Here is an 18,627-nt window from a genome sequence, read left to right as displayed (position 1 = left end):
AATTTTTTAACCTCTTACTTTATCTAGTAAATTATTTAACAATACAGCTTCTTCTTCTGTTAACTGTTGCATCAATTTTGGAATTTCTGCAAACACAATCTGAGACAACAACTGCAACCCTTTTTCTGTTATAGACACATAAACCGCTCTTCTATCATTTTCACATCTTACACGTTCAATTAATTCTTTTTCACATAACTTGTCTGTTAATCTAGTTGTGTTAGGAGATTTTTCTATCATGCGCTCTTTTACCAATTTCATAGTAATTGGTTTTTTAGCTCCTCTTAAAATTCTAAGAATATTATATTGTGCTGATGAAATTTGATACGGTTCTAATTCTTTATTTGTAACTGTATTAATATAATTTGCAGTATATTTTAAATTCAGCATGGCTTTTACATAATCCGAATCAAACGTTGCATTTACTTCTTTTGAAAACTCACCCATACCCAGTCTTTAATATTATATTACAATGCTTTTTGAAGTTTCACGGTCAACTCTTTTAACTGTGCATCCAACTCAGAATTTGTAATTTTTCCATCTTTAAAATGATCGTAAAAACTAGGCAAAGAATAATTCCCTATAGCTACAGCTCCTTGATAAGGCATTCTAGATACTGCTGTTTCAAGAACCGAAGCCCCACCCCTTGCTCCTGGAGATGTTGCCAAAAACAAAACAGGTTTCTCTCTCCATACTTTTGGATCAATTCTAGAAACCCAATCAAAAATATTTTTAAAAGCAGCAGTATAAGAACCATTATGTTCTGCAAACGAAATCACAAAACCATCAGCAGTTTCCAACTCAGAATTAAAAGCAGTTGCCTCTTTAGGGAATCCTGTTTCTTCTTCTTTATCTATGCTATAAATTGGCATTTCAAAATCATTCAAATCCAACACATTCAACTCCACATTTTCTAATTGACTACCAGCATAAATTGCCAACTGTTTGTTGATAGAGTTCTTACTATTACTAGCTCCAAATACGATTACTTTTTTCATTTTTATTAATTTTTTTAATCTGTTATTTTCTATTTTATTACAACACTGTACTACTTTTGAATAATTTTTTCCCTAAAAAGAATGAACTCAATATTAAAATCATAGCTATCATAGCTGCTCCTTGCTCACCATCTTTAACCACCATATGCGCTGAAAAGGCCAACAAAGCATCAAAAAATAATGCAGAGTACACCCAATCTTTTATACTTGATTGTTTTTGTGTTATCAACACAATAACTGCAATCACTTTTAATACTGCTAGAGGATACACAATATAAACTGGATACCCCAATTTCACAAACTCTGAGGATACATGTTCATAATTTAAAAAATACATACCTGCTGAGAATAAAAATAAAGCACTTAACAAACCTGTTGTTAGCCAATAAAAAATTTTAATTGTTTTCATTTTATATAATAAATTATTAACTGTGACAAAGGTATAAATATTTCTCAACTAAATACCATGGTAAATAAAAACAGGGTTAATAAATTTCAATTAGTACATTAATCAAATGTTAAGCTTTATAAATCTTGTCATTTTTGTACATTTGGGATTGCAAAAAACAGACGATGAATCTCAATTTTAACAAAAACGAAGACCATAACAAATTAGCAACATCAGATTTGAAATCTAGATTTGCTAAAGTTGCCTTGGGAGGTGGTTTAAAAAAAATAGAAAAACTACACCTAAAAGGAAAACTTACCGCTAGAGAGCGAATTGAATATTTATTTGATAAAAACAAAAAATCCATAGAAATTGGTGCTTTTGTAGGTGAAGATATGTACCAAGAACATGGAGGTTGTCCTTCTGGTGGTGTTGTTGTTAAAATTGGATACGTAAGCGGAAAACAATGTATTGTAGTTGCGAATGATGCCACTGTAAAAGCAGGTTCTTGGTTCCCTATTACCAGTAAAAAGAATTTAAGAGCGCAAGAAATTGCCATGGAAAACAGAATTCCAATTATTTACTTGGTAGATAGTGCTGGAGTATATTTGCCTTTACAAGATGAAGTTTTTCCTGACAAGGAACATTTTGGTAGAATTTTTAGAAACAACGCCAAAATGAGTAGTATGGGAATTACACAAATTTCTGCAGTTATGGGAAGTTGTGTTGCTGGTGGAGCTTATTTACCTATTATGAGTGATGAAGCCTTAATTGTAGACAAAACTGGAAGTATTTTCTTAGCGGGTAGTTACTTGGTAAAAGCAGCTATTGGAGAAAATATTGATAATGAAACTTTGGGAGGAGCAACTACACATTGTGAAATTTCTGGAGTTACCGATTACAAGTCTAAGGATGACAAAGATTGTTTGGATACCATTAAAAACATCTTAGATAAAATTGGAGATTATAACAAAGCGGGGTACAGCCATAAAGTAGCAAAACCACCTAAAGAAAACCCTGAAGATATTTACGGAATTTTACCAAAATCCCGTTCAGAACAGTACGACATGAATGAAATCATCAAACGTTTGGTTGATGATTCCCATTTTGAAGCTTACAAAGAGGGTTACGGAGAAAGTATTATTTGTGGATATGCTCGTATAGAAGGTTGGGCAGTAGGTATTGTAGCCAATCAACGAAAAGTAATAAAAAACAAAAAAGGAGAAATGCAATTTGGCGGGGTCATTTATTCTGACTCAGCAGACAAAGCCACTCGTTTTATTGCCAACTGCAATCAAAAGAAAATTCCGTTGGTCTTTTTACAAGATGTGACAGGGTTTATGGTGGGTAGCAAAAGTGAACATGGTGGCATTATAAAAGATGGTGCCAAATTGGTGAATGCTGTTGCTAATTCAGTTGTTCCTAAATTCACCGTAGTCATAGGAAACTCTTACGGAGCAGGGAATTATGCTATGTGTGGAAAAGCATTTGATCCTAGATTAATTTTTGCTTGGCCATCTGCAAGATTGGCTGTAATGGGTGGATCTCAAGCAGCAAAAGTATTGGCTCAAATAGAAGAAGCTACCTTACAACGTAAAGGAGAAGAAATAACACCCGAAAGGCATGCCGAAATTTTAAAAAATATAGAAGAAAAATACGACAAGCAAACTTCTCCCTATTACGCAGCTTCTCACCTGTGGACAGATGCAGTTATTGATCCTTTAGAAACAAGAACTTGGATTGGGATGGGAATAGAGGCTGCCAACCATGCACCTATAGAAAAACCGTTCAATTTGGGAGTTATTCAAGTTTGACAAAAACTTGTAGCAGAATAGAAAAAACAATAATTTTACGACACTTTATATAATATTACATAGAAATGGGTAGAGCATTTGAATTTAGAAAAGCTAGAAAGATGAAACGTTGGTCCGCAATGGCAAAAACGTTTACAAGAATTGGTAAGGATATTGTAATGGCAGTTAAAGAGGGTGGACCAAATCCTGATGCTAACGCAAGACTTCGTGCAGTAATTCAAAATGCTAAGGCAGCTAACATGCCTAAAGACAATGTTGAAAGAGCTATTAAAAAAGCAACTGACAAAGATACTGCCAACTATAAGGAAACATTGTTTGAAGGGTATGCTCCTCACGGTATTGCTTTGGTTGTAGAAACTGCTACAGACAATAACAATAGAACAGTTGCCAACGTACGTGCTGCTTTTAACAAGTGTAACGGAAATTTAGGAACTTCAGGTTCTGTAGTTTTTATGTTTGACCACACTTGTAACTTCCGTATCAATTCTGAAACTAAGGAGATAGATTTAGAGGAATTAGAATTGGACTTGATGGATTTTGAAGTAGAAGAAGTTTTTCAGGATGAAGATGGAATTTTAATTTACGGTCCTTTTACACAATTCGGAGCTATTCAATCGTATTTAGAAGAAAACGAATTAGAAATTTTATCTTCTGGATTTGAAAGAATTCCAACCACCACCACTAAATTGACAGAAGAGCAACAAGCGGATGTTGAAAAATTATTAGAAAAATTAGAAGATGATGATGATGTACAAAATGTATATCATTCAATGGCATAACCAAAAAAATCTTAGTTATTCTTTAAACCCTCTCTAACATACAACTGAGAGGGTTTTTATTTAACCTAAAATAGTAAACTATGACAAAAAGGCAAAAAATTGTTCTGTATCTAATTTTTGCTATTTGTATCATTATTGCTTGCAGCACACTCGTTCAAAACAAAAAAACAAATAGAAAAATTCAAGTTGCAAAACCTGTCGAAACAGAACAACCAACAAATACAACAAAAGCAAACAACAATCATTTTAATTATTTAACATTTGCACCTTCTGCCAAAAACAAGGTCTATCAATACCGTTATTTTACTTTAGAATACAATGAAGAACATGAACAAGCAAGCTGGGTGTATTATTTATTAACTTCAGATTTTATAAACGGTACTGCAAAAAGAAAAGACAACTTTCGAGAAGATCCTAACATTACAACAAAATCTGCTACCTTGTCTGATTACAAAAAAAGCGGTTACGATCGTGGTCATTTGTGCCCTGCTGGCGATATGAAGCTAAACAAAACATCCATGTCTGAAACGTTCTACATGTCAAACATGTCTCCTCAACTTCCAGGCTTAAACCGTGGAGAATGGAAACGTTTGGAAAGTAAAGTAAGAAAGTGGGCAATAGAAGAAGATTCTCTTTTAATAGTTACAGGTCCTATATTCAAAAATAATTTAGGGTATATTGGAAAAGAAAAAGTTACTATTCCTGGTTATTATTACAAAGTAATTTACGACATTACTCCACCACAAAAAATGACGGCTTTTATACTACCGCACATTCAAAAATTAAACCCTTATTTTAAGTACCAAACATCTGTAGATAAAGTAGAAGATATGACTGGAATCGATTTTTTTTCTTTTTTAAACGATGATATAGAAGCTAGTCTAGAAGTAAATATTCAATGGAAATAACACACGTATGACAGTACAAGCATTTAGAGAAAAATATATTTTAGGTTTTGGTTACGAAAAAAACTCAACCAACAAAAGGTTCCGTTTGATTGTTTTAGAACGTAACAACATGCACATGGTAAATGAAGTTTTAGAAAATCCAAACAATACCTGTTTTCAACAATTTTTAGAAGGAAAAGACCTAAACAAAGCCATTTTAAAATTTAAGATTGATACTTTAGAAGAAATTCTACAATTGTACAATGTGAGCAACGTAAACCTATCCGAAAACGAAATTGATAAATATTTTGAGTAATCACAACCTCCACCACCATGATCATGAGGATGAAAACAAAGTCATGACAATACAAGAATACCATCAAGCAAATATGATGTTGTTTAACATTAAAAATTTAAAAACAACAGACACAGCTTTATGTACACTTACCTCTATTGACCGATTTAGTTTTTTACCCAACGGAATAGAACATCACGAATGTAAACGTTCTGAATTGGATGAATATTTTACCGAAGTTGTAAAAAGAAACCTAATTTTAGCTTTCTTTGACAAAATAGAAATTGAAAAGTTTGATGTTTTGGATATAAATACTAATATTGACTTTTTATTTGAATAATTAAAAAATTGTGCGCTATGGAAATTAAAGAATTTAACAATAAGTATTTATTAAATTTTTCGATTAATGAATCACATCCTGAAAATATTGAATTTGGTTTAGAAATCATCAACCGAAACACTTTACAAACCACTTTAGACTATAAAAAACTAAAATCGGAAACTCCTGTAGATTGGTTGACTGAAAAAATTGGAGAAGAAATTTTAGCAGGAAGACACCCTGAGAAATTTAAGACTAGTTTTTACGAGAATGTAAAACGAAAATTAATCAACACTTTAATCATTAAAAACAACCTTAAAGGTTTTAACGCTTTAGACACCAATGAGAGTGTTGAGTTCTTGTTTAGATAATTGTTTTAAACATTCTTTTGCAACAGATAAAAAAAATTCACAAACTATTCTAACTAAATTGTTTCCTGTTTTTTTTATAGAGTTGCTAATTGGTAAAACATAAAAAAGCCTTCCGAAATCGGAAGGCTTTTTTATGTTTTCTGTAGAATTAGAAATAATATTTTACTCCTGTTCTTATCACTTGTGTTTCGTAATAGTTTTCATACAAAGCTGTAAAATCATCTCCTTTTATATTTTGTCTCAGCGCATATTGGTTTAAAATATCGCTAAACGATAAAGAAAATTCTCCCTTACCTTGCCAAAATTTCTTTTTTACTCCAAAATCTAAAGAACTTCTATACAACTGGGTCCCTTGTGCAATGTTTTTAGGAGCCATGTACAAATAGCTCAATTGTAACTGTACATCTTTTTTCAAACTCCATGTAGAATTTACTTTTGCATCCCAAGTAACCTCATCTCTTTTTTCAACTACAAAATTTTGTTCTAATGGAAATAAAATCGTTCCTGTATATCCATTAATTTTGTTTTGGTACACATTTACATTCCCCGATATTTTCCAAACATCTAGTAATTGTTGATCGTAAATCAACTCCAAACCAACGTTGGTTGCACTCCCAGTATTGGCATAACTTTTTATCACTACATTGTAATTTGCATTCTGAGCATCTACATACACACGCGTATACGGATTGTCTATATACTTGTAATAAGCTGCTAAAAACAAAGAACTCTTGTTCCATCTAGTTTTGTATGCCAACTCACCAGACTGTGTAAATTGTGGTCTTAAATAAGGATTTCCTACTTTTAACAATTCATGATCATCAGACTTTGCAAACATTCGTAATTCTGGTTCTCCTGGCCTGTCTATTCTTCTATTGTAAAACAACGATACTTTTTGTTTTGATGTCAATTTATACGTCCATCTAACATTTGGAAACAATTCAAAATAATCATAAGCATCTCTTTTTTTATCAAAATAAATATTATTTTCATCCACATCATAAACTACAGCAGTTTGCTCAGCTCTAATTCCTCCTTCAATATCGTAGGTTGGAGTTTCATATACTAAATTTACGTAAGCAGCATAAATGGTTTCTTTCCAGTTAGAATTGTTTCCCATTCCCTCATAAATAATTGAGTTATTTGGATCCGGAGTTACCTGATATTCTACAGGTAAATTTCTATGTTGAATTTTAGCTCCTGTTTCCATACGACCACTACTAAAAGGTTTTGCATAATCTACATTCCCCACATAAATATGTTCTGTAGCTAAAATATTGGTAATATCTCTACTTTGAGCAATGTTAGAACTATCGTTTACATAATATGTTTCATCTTCCCAACCTTTTACATATTGCAATCTTGCTTTTAAGTTGTGTCCTGGCTCTAAGAACTTGTGTTCATAATCTGCAGCAATGTTAAAATATCCTGTAATTTCTTCTTCATTCCAATTGGTATAACGATATCTTTTGCTGGTATCCATATTGATGTAAGGAACTTGAGCAGTATCTGTATGTTTTTCCCAATCGTAAATAGATGAAAGCTTTATTTTATTAGCATCATCTAATTTAAAATCTACTCCTCCTTTAAAAATATAATGAATCTGTTTTCTGTTTTCTGGAACTTGAGAAATAGTATTGGTTCCATCATCATAATTACGAGTTGTAAACTCATTGTTCGGCAATTTTTCTTGCATCAACACTTCCGATTGCAAAAAGAAATCTACTTTGTTTTTGCTGTAATTCAAATCCAAACTAGGAATGTATTTGGGTGTAAAATCATAACTCCCCAATTCAGTTGGCAAATCGTCTTTCTTTTTAGACAAAACTCCCAATCCATACGTAAATCCCGCAGAACCATTCAAGCCTTGTTTCTTATCTTTTTTGTAAATAATATTGATAGCACCCGCCATTCCCGAAGCATCGTACTTAGCAGAAGGATTGTTGATAATTTCTATCTTTTCAATATTGCTTGCCGGAATATTGTCTAGCCCTTTTTGATTTCCAAAACCCGTTAAGCTAGATTGTTGTCCATCTACCAACACCAACACTTTGTCACTTCCTCTTAACATTACTTTTCCTTCCTGATCTACGGAAATCCCTGGCATTCCTTTCATAACATCCAACACAGAACCTCCTGTTTGAGAAATCACTTTATCTAAATCAAACGTTTTTTTCTCTAAACCAGCACTTATTTCCGATTTTTGAGTTTTAATTTCCACTGTCGACAATTGAGCAACATCCTCTTTCAAAACTACTGTCCCTACATTTATGTATGGATTGATCCCCCCGACAAACACATTTTTAATTGCTGTTTGATATCCTAAAGAAGTAAACATTAATTGATATTTTCCTGAGGCTACTTCTTCAAACACAAACAAACCTTTTTCGTTAGAAAACCCTTGTTTGACAACTTTGCCATCCGCAACTTTTAAAGTAATGGTTATATAAGCCAATGCGTTTTCTGTTTCTGATGTTATAATTCCAGATATTGATGATTTTTGTTGACCAAAAACAGTGGTACACAGAAATAAGAATAAAAATTTAAAGTGATTTTTCATATAGTTTAGTTTAACAAAGCTAAAGTTTGCTGTCTTTGTATTTTATTTGTTTTTGTTTCTATAAATTGAGGCAAAAAATAAATTTCTTTGGGCAACTCGTACTTAGATAAGTTAAGTTGAGTAAAATTTAAGTCTGTGTTTTCTCCCTCAACAATTAGAATTAATTTTTCTCCCAAAGTTTCGTCTTTAATGCCTGCTACAAAAAAACGTTGCCCAATCACTTTAGACAATTCCTTTTCTATTTGTTCCGGATGCAATTTTACCCCTCCAGAATTGATTACATTGTCAAACCTACCCAACCATTCAAATTCAGTTTCAGAATGGATTTTTACAATATCATTGGTCACCACTTCTTCTTCACTTAATAAAGGAGCATTTATGATTAAACAATCTCTATTATCTTGTGAAATAGTAATGTTGGGGAGTAAAACATAATGACTATTTAATCCTTCTCTTCGGAAAGTTGATTCTTTTTTAGGGTCTGCTTCTCGACTACGCTCGAAGACCTTAATTTGAGCTTTGTTTATCCTTTGGTCATCGAGCGGAGTAAATATATTATTGTTTTCATTACTATTAGTAAGACCTGCTTCTCGACTACGCTCGAAGACCTCTAGTTGAATTTTTTCTACCTCTTGGTCATCGAGCGAAGTCGAGATATGTTGCTCTGATGAACTTAAAGTACTTTCAGCAAAACAATTCAATTTTTTAACGGCAATATGGCTTACTGTTTCTGTCATTCCATAAGAAGCAAAACATTGGGTAGATACATTCTGCAAAGCTTCTTGCAAACCTTCAGAAACCACTCCCCCACCAATCAACAACTTTTTAACCAAGTGCAAATCCCACAAACTAGCTTTTACCTGCATAGGTACCATGGCACAAAAATCATATGACTCAAAAATATCTTCTAGCGGATTTCCATTCGGCTCCATTACATCCAGTTCCCAACCTAAAGTCAACGCTCTAATCACCATCATTTTTCCTGCAATGTATTGGGTAGACAAACAACACAAGGCTTTAGTTTCTGCTCCCAACTTTAAAAAACTACTTGTAGCTTTTGCTGAGTTTTCCATAAACTCTTTTTTAATAGCTACCAATTTAGGTGTTCCTGTAGAACCAGAAGTTTGTACAATTAACGTTTCAGAATCCGAAAACCATTCTTGTAAAAACCAATACAAATCATCAGAAATACCTTCGGAATAAGAAATTAATTCTAAGGGAGTTTCAAAAGCTTCTCCGTTTAATAAAAATGAGGAATGAATACTAAAATTTGACATGTAGTTCTTTTTCTAGTTGATTTTGTTTGATCGCTAATTTCTCTAAAAATTCTTGATGTGCTACCGAATGTTCATGAAAGGGCTTGTGCAACTTACTTTGCTGTACCGATGCTATTCTTTTAAAATAACTTTGTGCTTTTTCCGTAATCCAAACCTTAGAAAATTGTTCCCAAATATAATTGATAGCTGTAGTATTGGGATGAATTAAATCGGCTTCATAAAAACGATAATCTCGCAAATCATCCATCATTATTTCATAACTTCCAAAGTAGGCAACATTGTGACTTTCTTTGATTTTTGAAACAGCAGATAACAAATGTGCTTTGCTTAGAGAGTTTTCTATCATTCCATCTTTGGTGTGCCTTACAGGACTCACAGTAAAAATAACTTGAGCTGATGGATTTACTTTTCTAATATTGGTAAGTATACTTTTTAAGGCTGTTTCTATTTCATCAATAGACAACATTTTTTTCTCAAATTCGGTTTGAGGAATTTTATGACAATTGGCAACAAACTCTTTTGTTTGATTGTATTGATACACCCAACTTGTTCCTAAAGTAATTACTATATGTGTAGCTACTTTTAATTGATTCAAGCAACTCTCTTGAGCTTGATGAATATTTTTTAAAACTTCATCAGCCTGTAAAGCAGACAAATCTGAATGGTGATGTAAAGAATGATACACTTCATTTTGCAGTACCAAATTACTCAATTCCTGTTTTTTCTGAGATACGGTATCAGTTATTACTTTGGCAATGGCTGTGGGACTAAATAAAATTCCAAAAGGATTTACCAAAGCATTGAACTTATAATACGTTAATTGATTTCCAATATGTTCCGAAAAACAAGATCCCAACAACAAAAACTTAGACTTATGATCTATTTGATTGCCTTGCTGAGGCTCTATTTTTATTTCTGTTCTAAATTTCAAAAATTGATTTTTTTATAATCTATTACTACAATATAAAATTATAGGTAAAATACTTACGCTTCACTTTACCGAATATAATGATACAAAGAAAAAGGAATTTAATCTATTTGCACTTTCAATTTAGTCCAATCTAATTGTATTGGACTAAATTAAGTATTATGCAATTGTGTTTTCTTGTACTCAGATGGTGTTAAACCCTTGTTTTTCTTAAATATAGAATTAAAGGATGATTTGGAGCTAAAACCAACATCCATGGCAATTGCTAATAGTGTAAAGTGATTATCTTGGTCTTTTTTCAACCGAGTTATAAACTCATCAACTCTGTATTGATTTACAAAATCTTGAAAACTAGTATTCATATGAATGTTCAAAATTTCAGAAATATATTGACTGGGAATATTCATTTTTTTGGAAACTTCATGAATTGATAATTTATTATTCAAATACAACTTTTCGGTTTCCATTAAATGAACGATCTCTGTTTTGTGTTTTTCAATAAATTTTAAATCAAGTTTGGAGTTTTTGTATTTGTTTATTTTTACCTGTGGCAGTAATTGATTGTCTTTGGTTATCAATTTAAAGGCTATAAAATAAAATAGAAATGCAACAATTAATAAAAGACTGGTATTAAAATACTGATTGTTAATGAATAATTCTTTAGTTGGATCTATCAATCCTATAATTTCATTAAGTATTGAAAAAACAAACAATAACATAATTGGAATTGCGAAATAAAGAGCCCAATGTTTTATTTTGGTGGTAATGATGGAATAAATAATCAAGAACAAATAAAGCACAAAAATTAGCTCTGTAATAGTTTCAAACACTTCTACTATCAAAGAATCTTCTCCAATTTTTATTTCAATTGCTTCTATAATAAAATAAATAAGGTTTGGTATAAAAAAAAGACAATCCGTTTTAGAAAACACCTCTTTGCCATTTTTATAATATTTAAAAAACAGAAATAAAAAAGTTATAAAAAGAGAACTATCAAAAAGAAACCAGTCTGAATTCTCTATAAAAATATTGTTTTCATCATCAAAAGTAATATAGATTAAAATGGATACTAAACTTCCAAACAACAACCAGAAAGTGTTTTGTTTGTATTTTTTCCTTTTGACTAACAAAGCAGAAAGCACAAATACACCTTGTAACAAAGCTATTATTTGAATAATTATAAGCATAATGGTTATTAATGATCAACTTTAATTAAACAAAATCCCAACAATAGCACCTTAGAATTGTTATCTATTGGGTTCTCTTGTTGGGATTCTAATATTATTTGTATTTAAGCTTCAAACCACGAGCTTTTGGCTCTGTAGTTTCAAAATTTTATAAATACTCTTTTACTTTCTCAATAGCTTCAGACAATCCTGCTGGATTTTTACCTCCTGCAGTAGCAAAGAATTTTTGTCCTCCACCACCTCCTTGAATCAATCGACCCAATTCGCGAACAATTTTACCTGCATCGTATCCTTTTTCTTCAACTAAGTTTTTCGCAATGTAAGAGGTTAACGTTGCTTTTCCATCATTTTCTGCACCTGCAAAAAAGAACAAGTTTTCTACTTCACCACCCAATTCATGTGCAATATCTTTAATAGCTCCTGCGTTCATGTCTATTCTTGTAGCCAAGAAATTAATTCCGTTGATTTCCTGAATACTAGATTTTAAACTTCCTTTGATATTTTTAGCTTTTTCTTTTAACAAAGCTTCAATCTCTTTCTTTAAAGCTGTATTTTCATCTTGTAAAGATGTAATTGCCTTTACAGGATCTTTTACATTTTTTAAAGATGCTTTTACAGCAACCAATTCTTTATCTTGTTTCTTAAAAAATTCTTTGGTTACATTACCTGTAATTGCTTCAATTCTACGAACTCCCGCTGCAACAGCACTTTCTCCTGTAATTTTAAAATGCCAAATATTTGCTGTATTGGCTACATGCGTACCTCCACACAATTCCTTGGAGTTTTTAAACTGAATCATACGAACTGTATCTCCATATTTTTCTCCAAACAATGCCATCGCTCCTTTGTCAATTGCTTCTTGAATTGGAATGTTTCTAAACTCTTTCAAATCTATTTTTTCACGAATACGAGCATTCACAAACTCTTCTATTTCCACCAACTCATCAGCAGTTACTTTTGCAAAGTGAGAAAAATCAAAACGTAAATGTTTTGCGTTTACCAAAGACCCTTTTTGTTCTACATGCGTTCCTAACACAGTTCTCAATGCCTGATGCAACAAGTGTGTTGCAGAATGATTGTTGTTAGAAGATTCTCTGTTTTTAACATCTACCACAGCCTTAAAACTATCTGTAGGATTGATAGGCAAATGCTTTACAATATGCATGATCAAGTTGTTCTCCTTTTTGGTGTCAACAATATGAACCACATTTCCATTATTGGCTTCTAAGAAACCTCTGTCTCCTACTTGCCCACCTCCTTCTGGATAAAATGGAGTTAAATTAAAGACCAATTGATACAATTCCCCATCTTTTTTAGAGGTTACTTTTCTGTATCTTGTAATTTTTACAGATGCTTCTAAATAATCATAACCGATAAACTCTTCATCAGAATCTTCTTTTAAAATCACCCAATCGTCCATATCCATTTCAGCAGCTGCTCTGGATCTGTTCTTTTGTTTTTGCAACGCTGCTTCAAACTCAGCTTCATTTAAAGTATACCCTTTTTCACTTAAAATCAATCCAGTTAAATCAATCGGAAATCCAAAAGTATCGTACAATTCAAACGCTTTATCTCCTGAAACTTCTTTTCCTTTGGTTTGTGCAATTACATCATCTAACAACCCTAAACCTTGACCTAACGTTCTTAAGAAAGAAGCCTCTTCTTCTTTCATTACATTTCTAACCAATTGTTTTTGTGTGTTGATTTCTGGAAAAGCATCTCCCATTTGATGGCTTAATACATCTACCAACTGATAAATAAATGGTTCTTTTTGATTTAAGAAGGTAAACCCGTAACGAATCGCTCTTCTTAAAATTCTACGAATCACATATCCTGCACCTGTGCTAGATGGCAATTGACCATCTGCAATAGCAAACGCGACAGCTCTTACGTGATCTGAAATTACACGAATTGCAATATCTATTTCTTCAGATTTACCATACGTAAAACCTGTTTTGGTTTCCAATTCATGAATTAACGGTGTAAACACGTCTGTATCGTAATTAGACTGAACTCCTTGCAAAGCCATACACAAACGCTCAAACCCCATTCCTGTATCAATATGTTGATTTGGCAAGTTCTCTAAAGAACCATCAGCTTTTCTATTGAATTGCATAAATACCAAATTCCAAATTTCCACGACTTGTGGATGGTCCATATTGACCAAATCTGCTCCAGGAACTTTTGCTTTTTCCTCAGCAGAACGAATATCTACGTGAATTTCGGAACAAGGTCCACAAGGTCCTTGCGCTCCCATTTCCCAGAAATTGTCTTTTTTATCTCCTAATAAAATACGATCCTCGGCAATGTGTTCTGTCCACATATCGTAAGCTTCCGTATCTTTTACCAACCCTTCGGACGCATCACCTTCAAAAATAGTTACATACAAACTATCTTTGTCCATTTTGTAAACCTCTGTCAACAATTCCCAAGCCCAAGCAATGGCTTCCTTTTTAAAGTAATCTCCAAAAGACCAATTCCCCAACATTTCAAACAAAGTGTGGTGATAAGTGTCAATTCCAACTTCTTCTAAATCGTTGTGTTTTCCAGAAACTCTTAAACATTTTTGTGAATCGGTAACTCTAGAGTTGATAACTTTGCGCTGTCCTAAAAAATATTCTTTTAAGGGAGCCATTCCAGAATTTACAAACATCAATGTAGGATCATCCTTTAATATCATTGAGGCAGATGGTACTATCTTATGTTGTTTTGATTCAAAAAATTCTAAAAACTTCTTTCTAATATCCTGAGATTTCATATAATATATTGGATTAAGTAATTTAATGACCTATTTAACAAAACATTTTTTAATTTTGTGCGTTAAATAGCTTTCAATTAAATTCCTTTTATTTAATTGGTCACAAAAATAGTTAATTTAGTTTCATGGCGAAAGCAAAATTTTATTACGATTCCGATACGCTCTCTTATCAACCCATTAAAAAAGATGCAAAGCAAATTTTAAAAAATGCTGGTATTTATAGTTTGGCTATTTTATTTATAGGATTGCTGGGTTTTGTTGCTTTTAGTACCATTTTAAAATCTCCTTCTGAGCGAGCTGCATTGCGTGAATTGAACAATTTAAAATTCAATTACCAATTACTAGAAAAGAAAATGACTGAATCTACAGCCATTTTAGAAGAAATACAACAACGTGACAACAATGTTTATAGAATTATTTTTGAAGCAAAACCTATTTCTAACGAAGAACGAAATGCTGGTTTTGGGGGTGTAAACAGATACAAAAGTCTTGAAGGTTACAAAAACAGTGATTTGATTACCGAAGCTACTCAAAAAATGGACATTCTTGCCAAACGTTTGGTAATTCAATCTAAATCTTTAGATGAAATTGTAAAACTAGCCAAAAACAAAGCAGAAATGCTTGCCTCTATTCCGGCTATTCAGCCAGTGGCCAACAAGGATTTGAAACGAATGGCTTCTGGATACGGAATGCGAATACACCCAATTTACAAAACGAAAAGAATGCATTGGGGAATGGATTTTTCTGCTCCACAAGGAAGTCATATTTATGCGACAGGAGATGGAGTTACTAAAGTTGTTAAAAAATCTAAAAAAGGATTTGGAAATCATATCGTTATCGACCATGGTTTTGGTTACGAAACCACATATGCACACATGAGCAAATTCAACGTTCGCAAAGGTCAAAAAGTAAAACGTGGAGATTTGATAGGTTTTGTTGGAACAACAGGATCTTCTACAGCTCCACACTTACACTATGAAGTAAAAAAAGGAAATCAAAAAATGAATCCCGTATACTTCTATCACAATGATTTGACTCCAGAAGAATATGAAACCATGCTAATGCTTTCATCACAAGAAAATCAATCTTTAGACTAATGCATATAGAGCTACCTAAAAAACGATATTATAGAATAGGAGAAGTTGCCGATGCTTTTGGTGTTCCTACCTCCATGATTCGTTATTGGGAGCAAGAGTTTGACATGATCAAACCTAAAAAAAACAGCAAAGGTGACAGAATGTTTACCGATGTAGATATTGAAAAACTAAAATTGGTCTATCATTTGGCTAAAGAACAAGGATATTCTTTAGAAGGTGTTCGTAAAAAGCTAAGAGAGCAGCCAAAAAAAACAGCACAACAGGTTTCTATCATCAACAAACTAGAAGCTATCAAAACAGAATTGATTAAAATTAAAAATCAACTGTAAAGACATTCTGTCATATTCAATTATTGGTATAGTTTATGTAATTTAGTAACTATTATTATTAATTGAATTATGAAAAAATTAACCAAATACATCGCTATTTTTATTGCTGCAATCTCATTGAGTTCTTGTGGATATAACAGCATGGTAACTTCTCAAGAAGCTGCAACAGGACAATGGGCAAACGTAGAAAGTTCTTACCAACGTAGAGCAGATTTGATTCCAAACCTAGTGGCAACTGTAAAAGGATATGCTGGGCATGAAAAAGAAACACTTACCGAAGTTATCAATGCAAGAGCCAAAGCAACTTCTGTAACCATAGACGCTAGCAAACTTGACGCAAATAGCATTGCTAAATTTCAAGAAGCTCAGCAAGGATTGACAGGTGCCTTGAACAAATTGATGGTAGTTGCAGAAAGATATCCTGATTTAAAAGCAAGTCAGCAGTTTATCGGATTACAATCTCAATTAGAAGGAACCGAAAACAGAATTAATGTAGAACGTAACCGTTTTAACAATATGGTTATTGAATACAACACCATGATTCGTAAGTTTCCAAAAAACATAACGGCAAATATATTCTCTTTTGAAAAAATGGAGTATTTCAAAGCAGATCCGTCTGCAAGCAAAGCTCCTGAAGTAAAATTTTAACGAATGAGCAAACAACCTTTTTTTACTGAACAGGAAGAACAGCAAATAGTTACAGCCATTCAAAAAGCCGAAAAAAACACTTCTGGAGAAATTAGAGTGCATATAGAAGCTACTTTTGAAGGAGATGTAATGGATAGAGCTATCTACATTTTTAACGATTTAAAAATGTACGAAACCAAAGCAAAAAATGGTGTTTTGTTTTATTTGGCTACAGAAGCAAAACAATTTGTGATTTTAGGAGATGATGGAATCAACGATGTAGTTCCAGTAAATTTCTGGGAATCCACAAAAAACAAAGTAATCAACCAATTTAAGAAAGGTCAATTTGCACAGGGTCTGATAGACGGTATACAAGAAGCAGGTCAACAATTAAAGATTTACTTTCAATACCAAGATGACGACATTAACGAATTGCCTGACGAAATATCAAAAAATTAATTATTATGAATCCTTTTTCTATTGAATCTGCTACAGTTAAAGAAGCTGTATTTATGAACAAAGTCTACTCTTGGATGAGTGGAGCACTTTTAATTACCGGTTTTGTTGCTTGGTGGGCAGCCACAACCCCTGCCTTTTTAGAAATGTTATTTCCCGCAACAGGTGGTGTCAACAAATTATTGTTTTATGGATTGATTGGTGCCGAACTTGGTTTGGTAATCTGGTTGTCTTCTAGAATAAGACAAATGACCGCAGAAAGAGCAGGGCTCTTATTTGTTCTATACTCCATCTTAAATGGATTGACTATGTCGGTTCTATTTACCATCTATACCTCAAGTTCTATTGCCTCTACCTTTTTTATTACAGCAGGTACTTTTGGAGCCATGAGTTTGTATGGGTATACTACCAAAAAAGATTTAACAAGCTGGGGAAACTTATTATTCATGGGCTTAATCGGTTTGATTATTGCCACCGTTGTCAATATGTTTTTGCAGTCTTCTATGTTATACTACATCTTAAACTATGTAGGAGTATTGGTCTTTGTTGGATTGACCGCTTATGATACTCAAAAAATAAAAAGAATGGCTGATCAGATGGATTCTGAAGAAAATGCAAAGAAAGGAGCTATTATGGGAGCTTTGACTTTGTATTTAGATTTCATCAACTTGTTTTTATACTTGTTACGTTTGTTCGGTGACAGAAAATAAAATTAATATGATACAACACATCACAAAGCTAGTCTTAGGACTGGCTTTTTTTTCAACAATATTTGCGCATGCTCAAGATCCTTTGAGTAAAAAAGAAACACAATACAAAGGAGTTTATGATTATGCCAATATGCTTTCTAGACAAGAAGTTAATGAATTGTCTCAGAAACTGATACGCTATAAAGACACTACTTCTACCCAAATAGTAATTGCTACAATTGAAAGTTTGAATGGAAACGATATTTCTATGCTGGCTACTGAAAAAGCACACGAATGGGGAGTTGGGCAAAAAGGAAAAGACAATGGTGTTTTTATTTTGATTTCTAAGAATGATCGAAAAATAAAAATAGCTACAGGTTATGGTGTAGAACATTTACTTACAGACTATTTAAGCAAACAGATTATTGACGATATCATCACACCCAATTTTAAACAATTACAGTATTATCAAGGATTGAATCAAGCTACTGAACGCATTATTCAAATTTTAGCTGGTGAGTATAAAGAAGATCCTAAAAAAAGTACCGAAGGAAAAGGTAATATTTTTATTATAATTCTTATTGTTGCACTTGTTATCTTTTTCATGAATAGAAAAAACAATTCTGGCAATGGAAAAGGAGGTAACAAACGTAGAGGTCTAGATTCATCTGATATTTTTACCGCTATACTGCTTAGCAGTTTAGGAAGCAACAGAGGTTACGGAGGTGGTTCATCTGGTGGTTTTGGTAGCGGTGGCGGATTTTCAGGTGGCGGAAGCTTTGGAGGCGGAGGCTTTGGTGGTGGTGGAGCTAGCGGTGGCTGGTAAACACATTTTTCCTCTTTTCTCTTTTTAATTTAGTATCTTTTC

Annotated in this window: 20 protein-coding genes; 12 read left to right on the top strand and 8 right to left on the bottom strand. The window is 32.8% G+C overall.

Going from position 1 to position 18,627, the window contains the following annotated elements:
* Positions 1 to 6 precede the first annotated feature (6 nt).
* The 3 genes from Q4548_RS09255 to Q4548_RS09245 are packed head-to-tail and all read right to left on the bottom strand — an operon-like array spanning position 7 to position 1,407.
* Positions 7 to 447: a MarR family winged helix-turn-helix transcriptional regulator gene (locus tag Q4548_RS09255; RefSeq protein ID WP_303454061.1), complete on the bottom strand. Its 441-nt coding sequence runs from the start codon at positions 445 to 447 to the stop codon at positions 7 to 9.
* Between the two features lie 20 nt (positions 448 to 467).
* On the bottom strand, positions 468 to 998 hold the full coding sequence (locus Q4548_RS09250) for an NADPH-dependent FMN reductase (protein WP_303454059.1): 531 nt from the start codon (positions 996 to 998) through the stop codon (positions 468 to 470).
* A gap of 37 nt (positions 999 to 1,035) precedes the next feature.
* Positions 1,036 to 1,407: a DoxX family protein gene (locus Q4548_RS09245; protein WP_303454056.1), complete on the bottom strand. Its 372-nt coding sequence runs from the start codon at positions 1,405 to 1,407 to the stop codon at positions 1,036 to 1,038.
* Positions 1,408 to 1,571: 164 nt separating this feature from the next.
* On the opposite strand from Q4548_RS09245, the gene Q4548_RS09240 reads away from it, so the two are divergent.
* The 6 genes from Q4548_RS09240 to Q4548_RS09215 all read left to right on the top strand — a co-directional run bounded on the left by Q4548_RS09240 (position 1,572) and on the right by Q4548_RS09215 (position 5,851).
* Entirely contained in the window at positions 1,572 to 3,200 is a 1,629-nt protein-coding gene (locus Q4548_RS09240) for an acyl-CoA carboxylase subunit beta (RefSeq protein WP_303454053.1), read from the top strand.
* A gap of 65 nt (positions 3,201 to 3,265) precedes the next feature.
* Positions 3,266 to 3,979 carry a YebC/PmpR family DNA-binding transcriptional regulator gene (locus tag Q4548_RS09235; RefSeq protein ID WP_303454052.1) on the top strand — a complete coding sequence of 238 codons (714 nt, stop codon included), beginning with the start codon at positions 3,266 to 3,268 and terminating at the stop codon, positions 3,977 to 3,979.
* 80 nt (positions 3,980 to 4,059) lie between these two features.
* Entirely contained in the window at positions 4,060 to 4,887 is an 828-nt protein-coding gene (locus Q4548_RS09230) for a DNA/RNA non-specific endonuclease (protein ID WP_303454049.1), read from the top strand.
* 7 nt (positions 4,888 to 4,894) lie between these two features.
* Positions 4,895 to 5,182 carry a hypothetical protein gene (locus Q4548_RS09225; protein ID WP_303454046.1) on the top strand — a complete coding sequence of 96 codons (288 nt, stop codon included), beginning with the start codon at positions 4,895 to 4,897 and terminating at the stop codon, positions 5,180 to 5,182.
* On the top strand, positions 5,175 to 5,501 hold the full coding sequence (locus Q4548_RS09220; protein WP_303454044.1) for a hypothetical protein: 327 nt from the start codon (positions 5,175 to 5,177) through the stop codon (positions 5,499 to 5,501). Before Q4548_RS09225 ends, Q4548_RS09220 begins: the two co-directional genes overlap by 8 nt.
* A gap of 17 nt (positions 5,502 to 5,518) precedes the next feature.
* Entirely contained in the window at positions 5,519 to 5,851 is a 333-nt protein-coding gene (locus tag Q4548_RS09215; protein WP_303454042.1) for a hypothetical protein, read from the top strand.
* 148 nt (positions 5,852 to 5,999) lie between these two features.
* On the opposite strand, the gene Q4548_RS09210 is transcribed toward Q4548_RS09215, so the two are convergent.
* From Q4548_RS09210 to alaS, 5 genes are all read right to left on the bottom strand, one after another.
* Positions 6,000 to 8,411, bottom strand: a complete 2,412-nt coding sequence (locus Q4548_RS09210) for a TonB-dependent receptor (protein WP_303454039.1) — start codon at positions 8,409 to 8,411, stop codon at positions 6,000 to 6,002.
* A gap of 5 nt (positions 8,412 to 8,416) precedes the next feature.
* Positions 8,417 to 9,688 (bottom strand): AMP-binding protein, encoded by a 1,272-nt coding sequence (locus Q4548_RS09205; RefSeq protein WP_303454037.1) that lies wholly within the window; start codon positions 9,686 to 9,688, stop codon positions 8,417 to 8,419.
* On the bottom strand, positions 9,675 to 10,619 hold the full coding sequence (locus tag Q4548_RS09200; protein ID WP_303454035.1) for a GSCFA domain-containing protein: 945 nt from the start codon (positions 10,617 to 10,619) through the stop codon (positions 9,675 to 9,677). The genes Q4548_RS09205 and Q4548_RS09200 overlap by 14 nt, the downstream gene beginning before the upstream one ends.
* Before the next feature lie 149 nt (positions 10,620 to 10,768).
* Positions 10,769 to 11,803: an AraC family transcriptional regulator gene (locus Q4548_RS09195; RefSeq protein WP_303454033.1), complete on the bottom strand. Its 1,035-nt coding sequence runs from the start codon at positions 11,801 to 11,803 to the stop codon at positions 10,769 to 10,771.
* A 148-nt stretch (positions 11,804 to 11,951) separates the two neighbouring features.
* Positions 11,952 to 14,561: an alanine--tRNA ligase gene (gene alaS / locus Q4548_RS09190; protein WP_303454031.1), complete on the bottom strand. Its 2,610-nt coding sequence runs from the start codon at positions 14,559 to 14,561 to the stop codon at positions 11,952 to 11,954.
* 125 nt (positions 14,562 to 14,686) lie between these two features.
* On the opposite strand from alaS, the gene Q4548_RS09185 reads away from it, so the two are divergent.
* The 6 genes from Q4548_RS09185 to Q4548_RS09160 all read left to right on the top strand — a co-directional run bounded on the left by Q4548_RS09185 (position 14,687) and on the right by Q4548_RS09160 (position 18,585).
* Complete coding sequence (locus Q4548_RS09185; RefSeq protein WP_303454029.1) at positions 14,687 to 15,658, top strand: M23 family metallopeptidase; 972 nt, start codon at positions 14,687 to 14,689, stop codon at positions 15,656 to 15,658.
* On the top strand, positions 15,658 to 15,987 hold the full coding sequence (locus Q4548_RS09180; protein WP_303454026.1) for a MerR family transcriptional regulator: 330 nt from the start codon (positions 15,658 to 15,660) through the stop codon (positions 15,985 to 15,987). The genes Q4548_RS09185 and Q4548_RS09180 overlap by 1 nt, the downstream gene beginning before the upstream one ends.
* Before the next feature lie 69 nt (positions 15,988 to 16,056).
* Complete coding sequence (locus Q4548_RS09175) at positions 16,057 to 16,635, top strand: LemA family protein (RefSeq protein WP_303454024.1); 579 nt, start codon at positions 16,057 to 16,059, stop codon at positions 16,633 to 16,635.
* A gap of 3 nt (positions 16,636 to 16,638) precedes the next feature.
* Entirely contained in the window at positions 16,639 to 17,073 is a 435-nt protein-coding gene (locus tag Q4548_RS09170; RefSeq protein WP_303454022.1) for a TPM domain-containing protein, read from the top strand.
* Positions 17,074 to 17,078: 5 nt separating this feature from the next.
* Entirely contained in the window at positions 17,079 to 17,780 is a 702-nt protein-coding gene (locus Q4548_RS09165) for a Bax inhibitor-1/YccA family protein (protein WP_303454019.1), read from the top strand.
* Positions 17,781 to 17,787: 7 nt separating this feature from the next.
* Positions 17,788 to 18,585: a YgcG family protein gene (locus Q4548_RS09160; protein ID WP_303454017.1), complete on the top strand. Its 798-nt coding sequence runs from the start codon at positions 17,788 to 17,790 to the stop codon at positions 18,583 to 18,585.
* The last annotated feature ends 42 nt before the right edge of the window (positions 18,586 to 18,627 follow it).

It is taken from the genome of Wenyingzhuangia sp. 2_MG-2023 (assembly GCF_030548295.1).
Lineage (GTDB): Bacteria > Bacteroidota > Bacteroidia > Flavobacteriales > Flavobacteriaceae > Wenyingzhuangia.
Note: the sequence above shows the minus strand (reverse complement) of the source record. Positions and strands in the feature narration are given on the sequence as shown.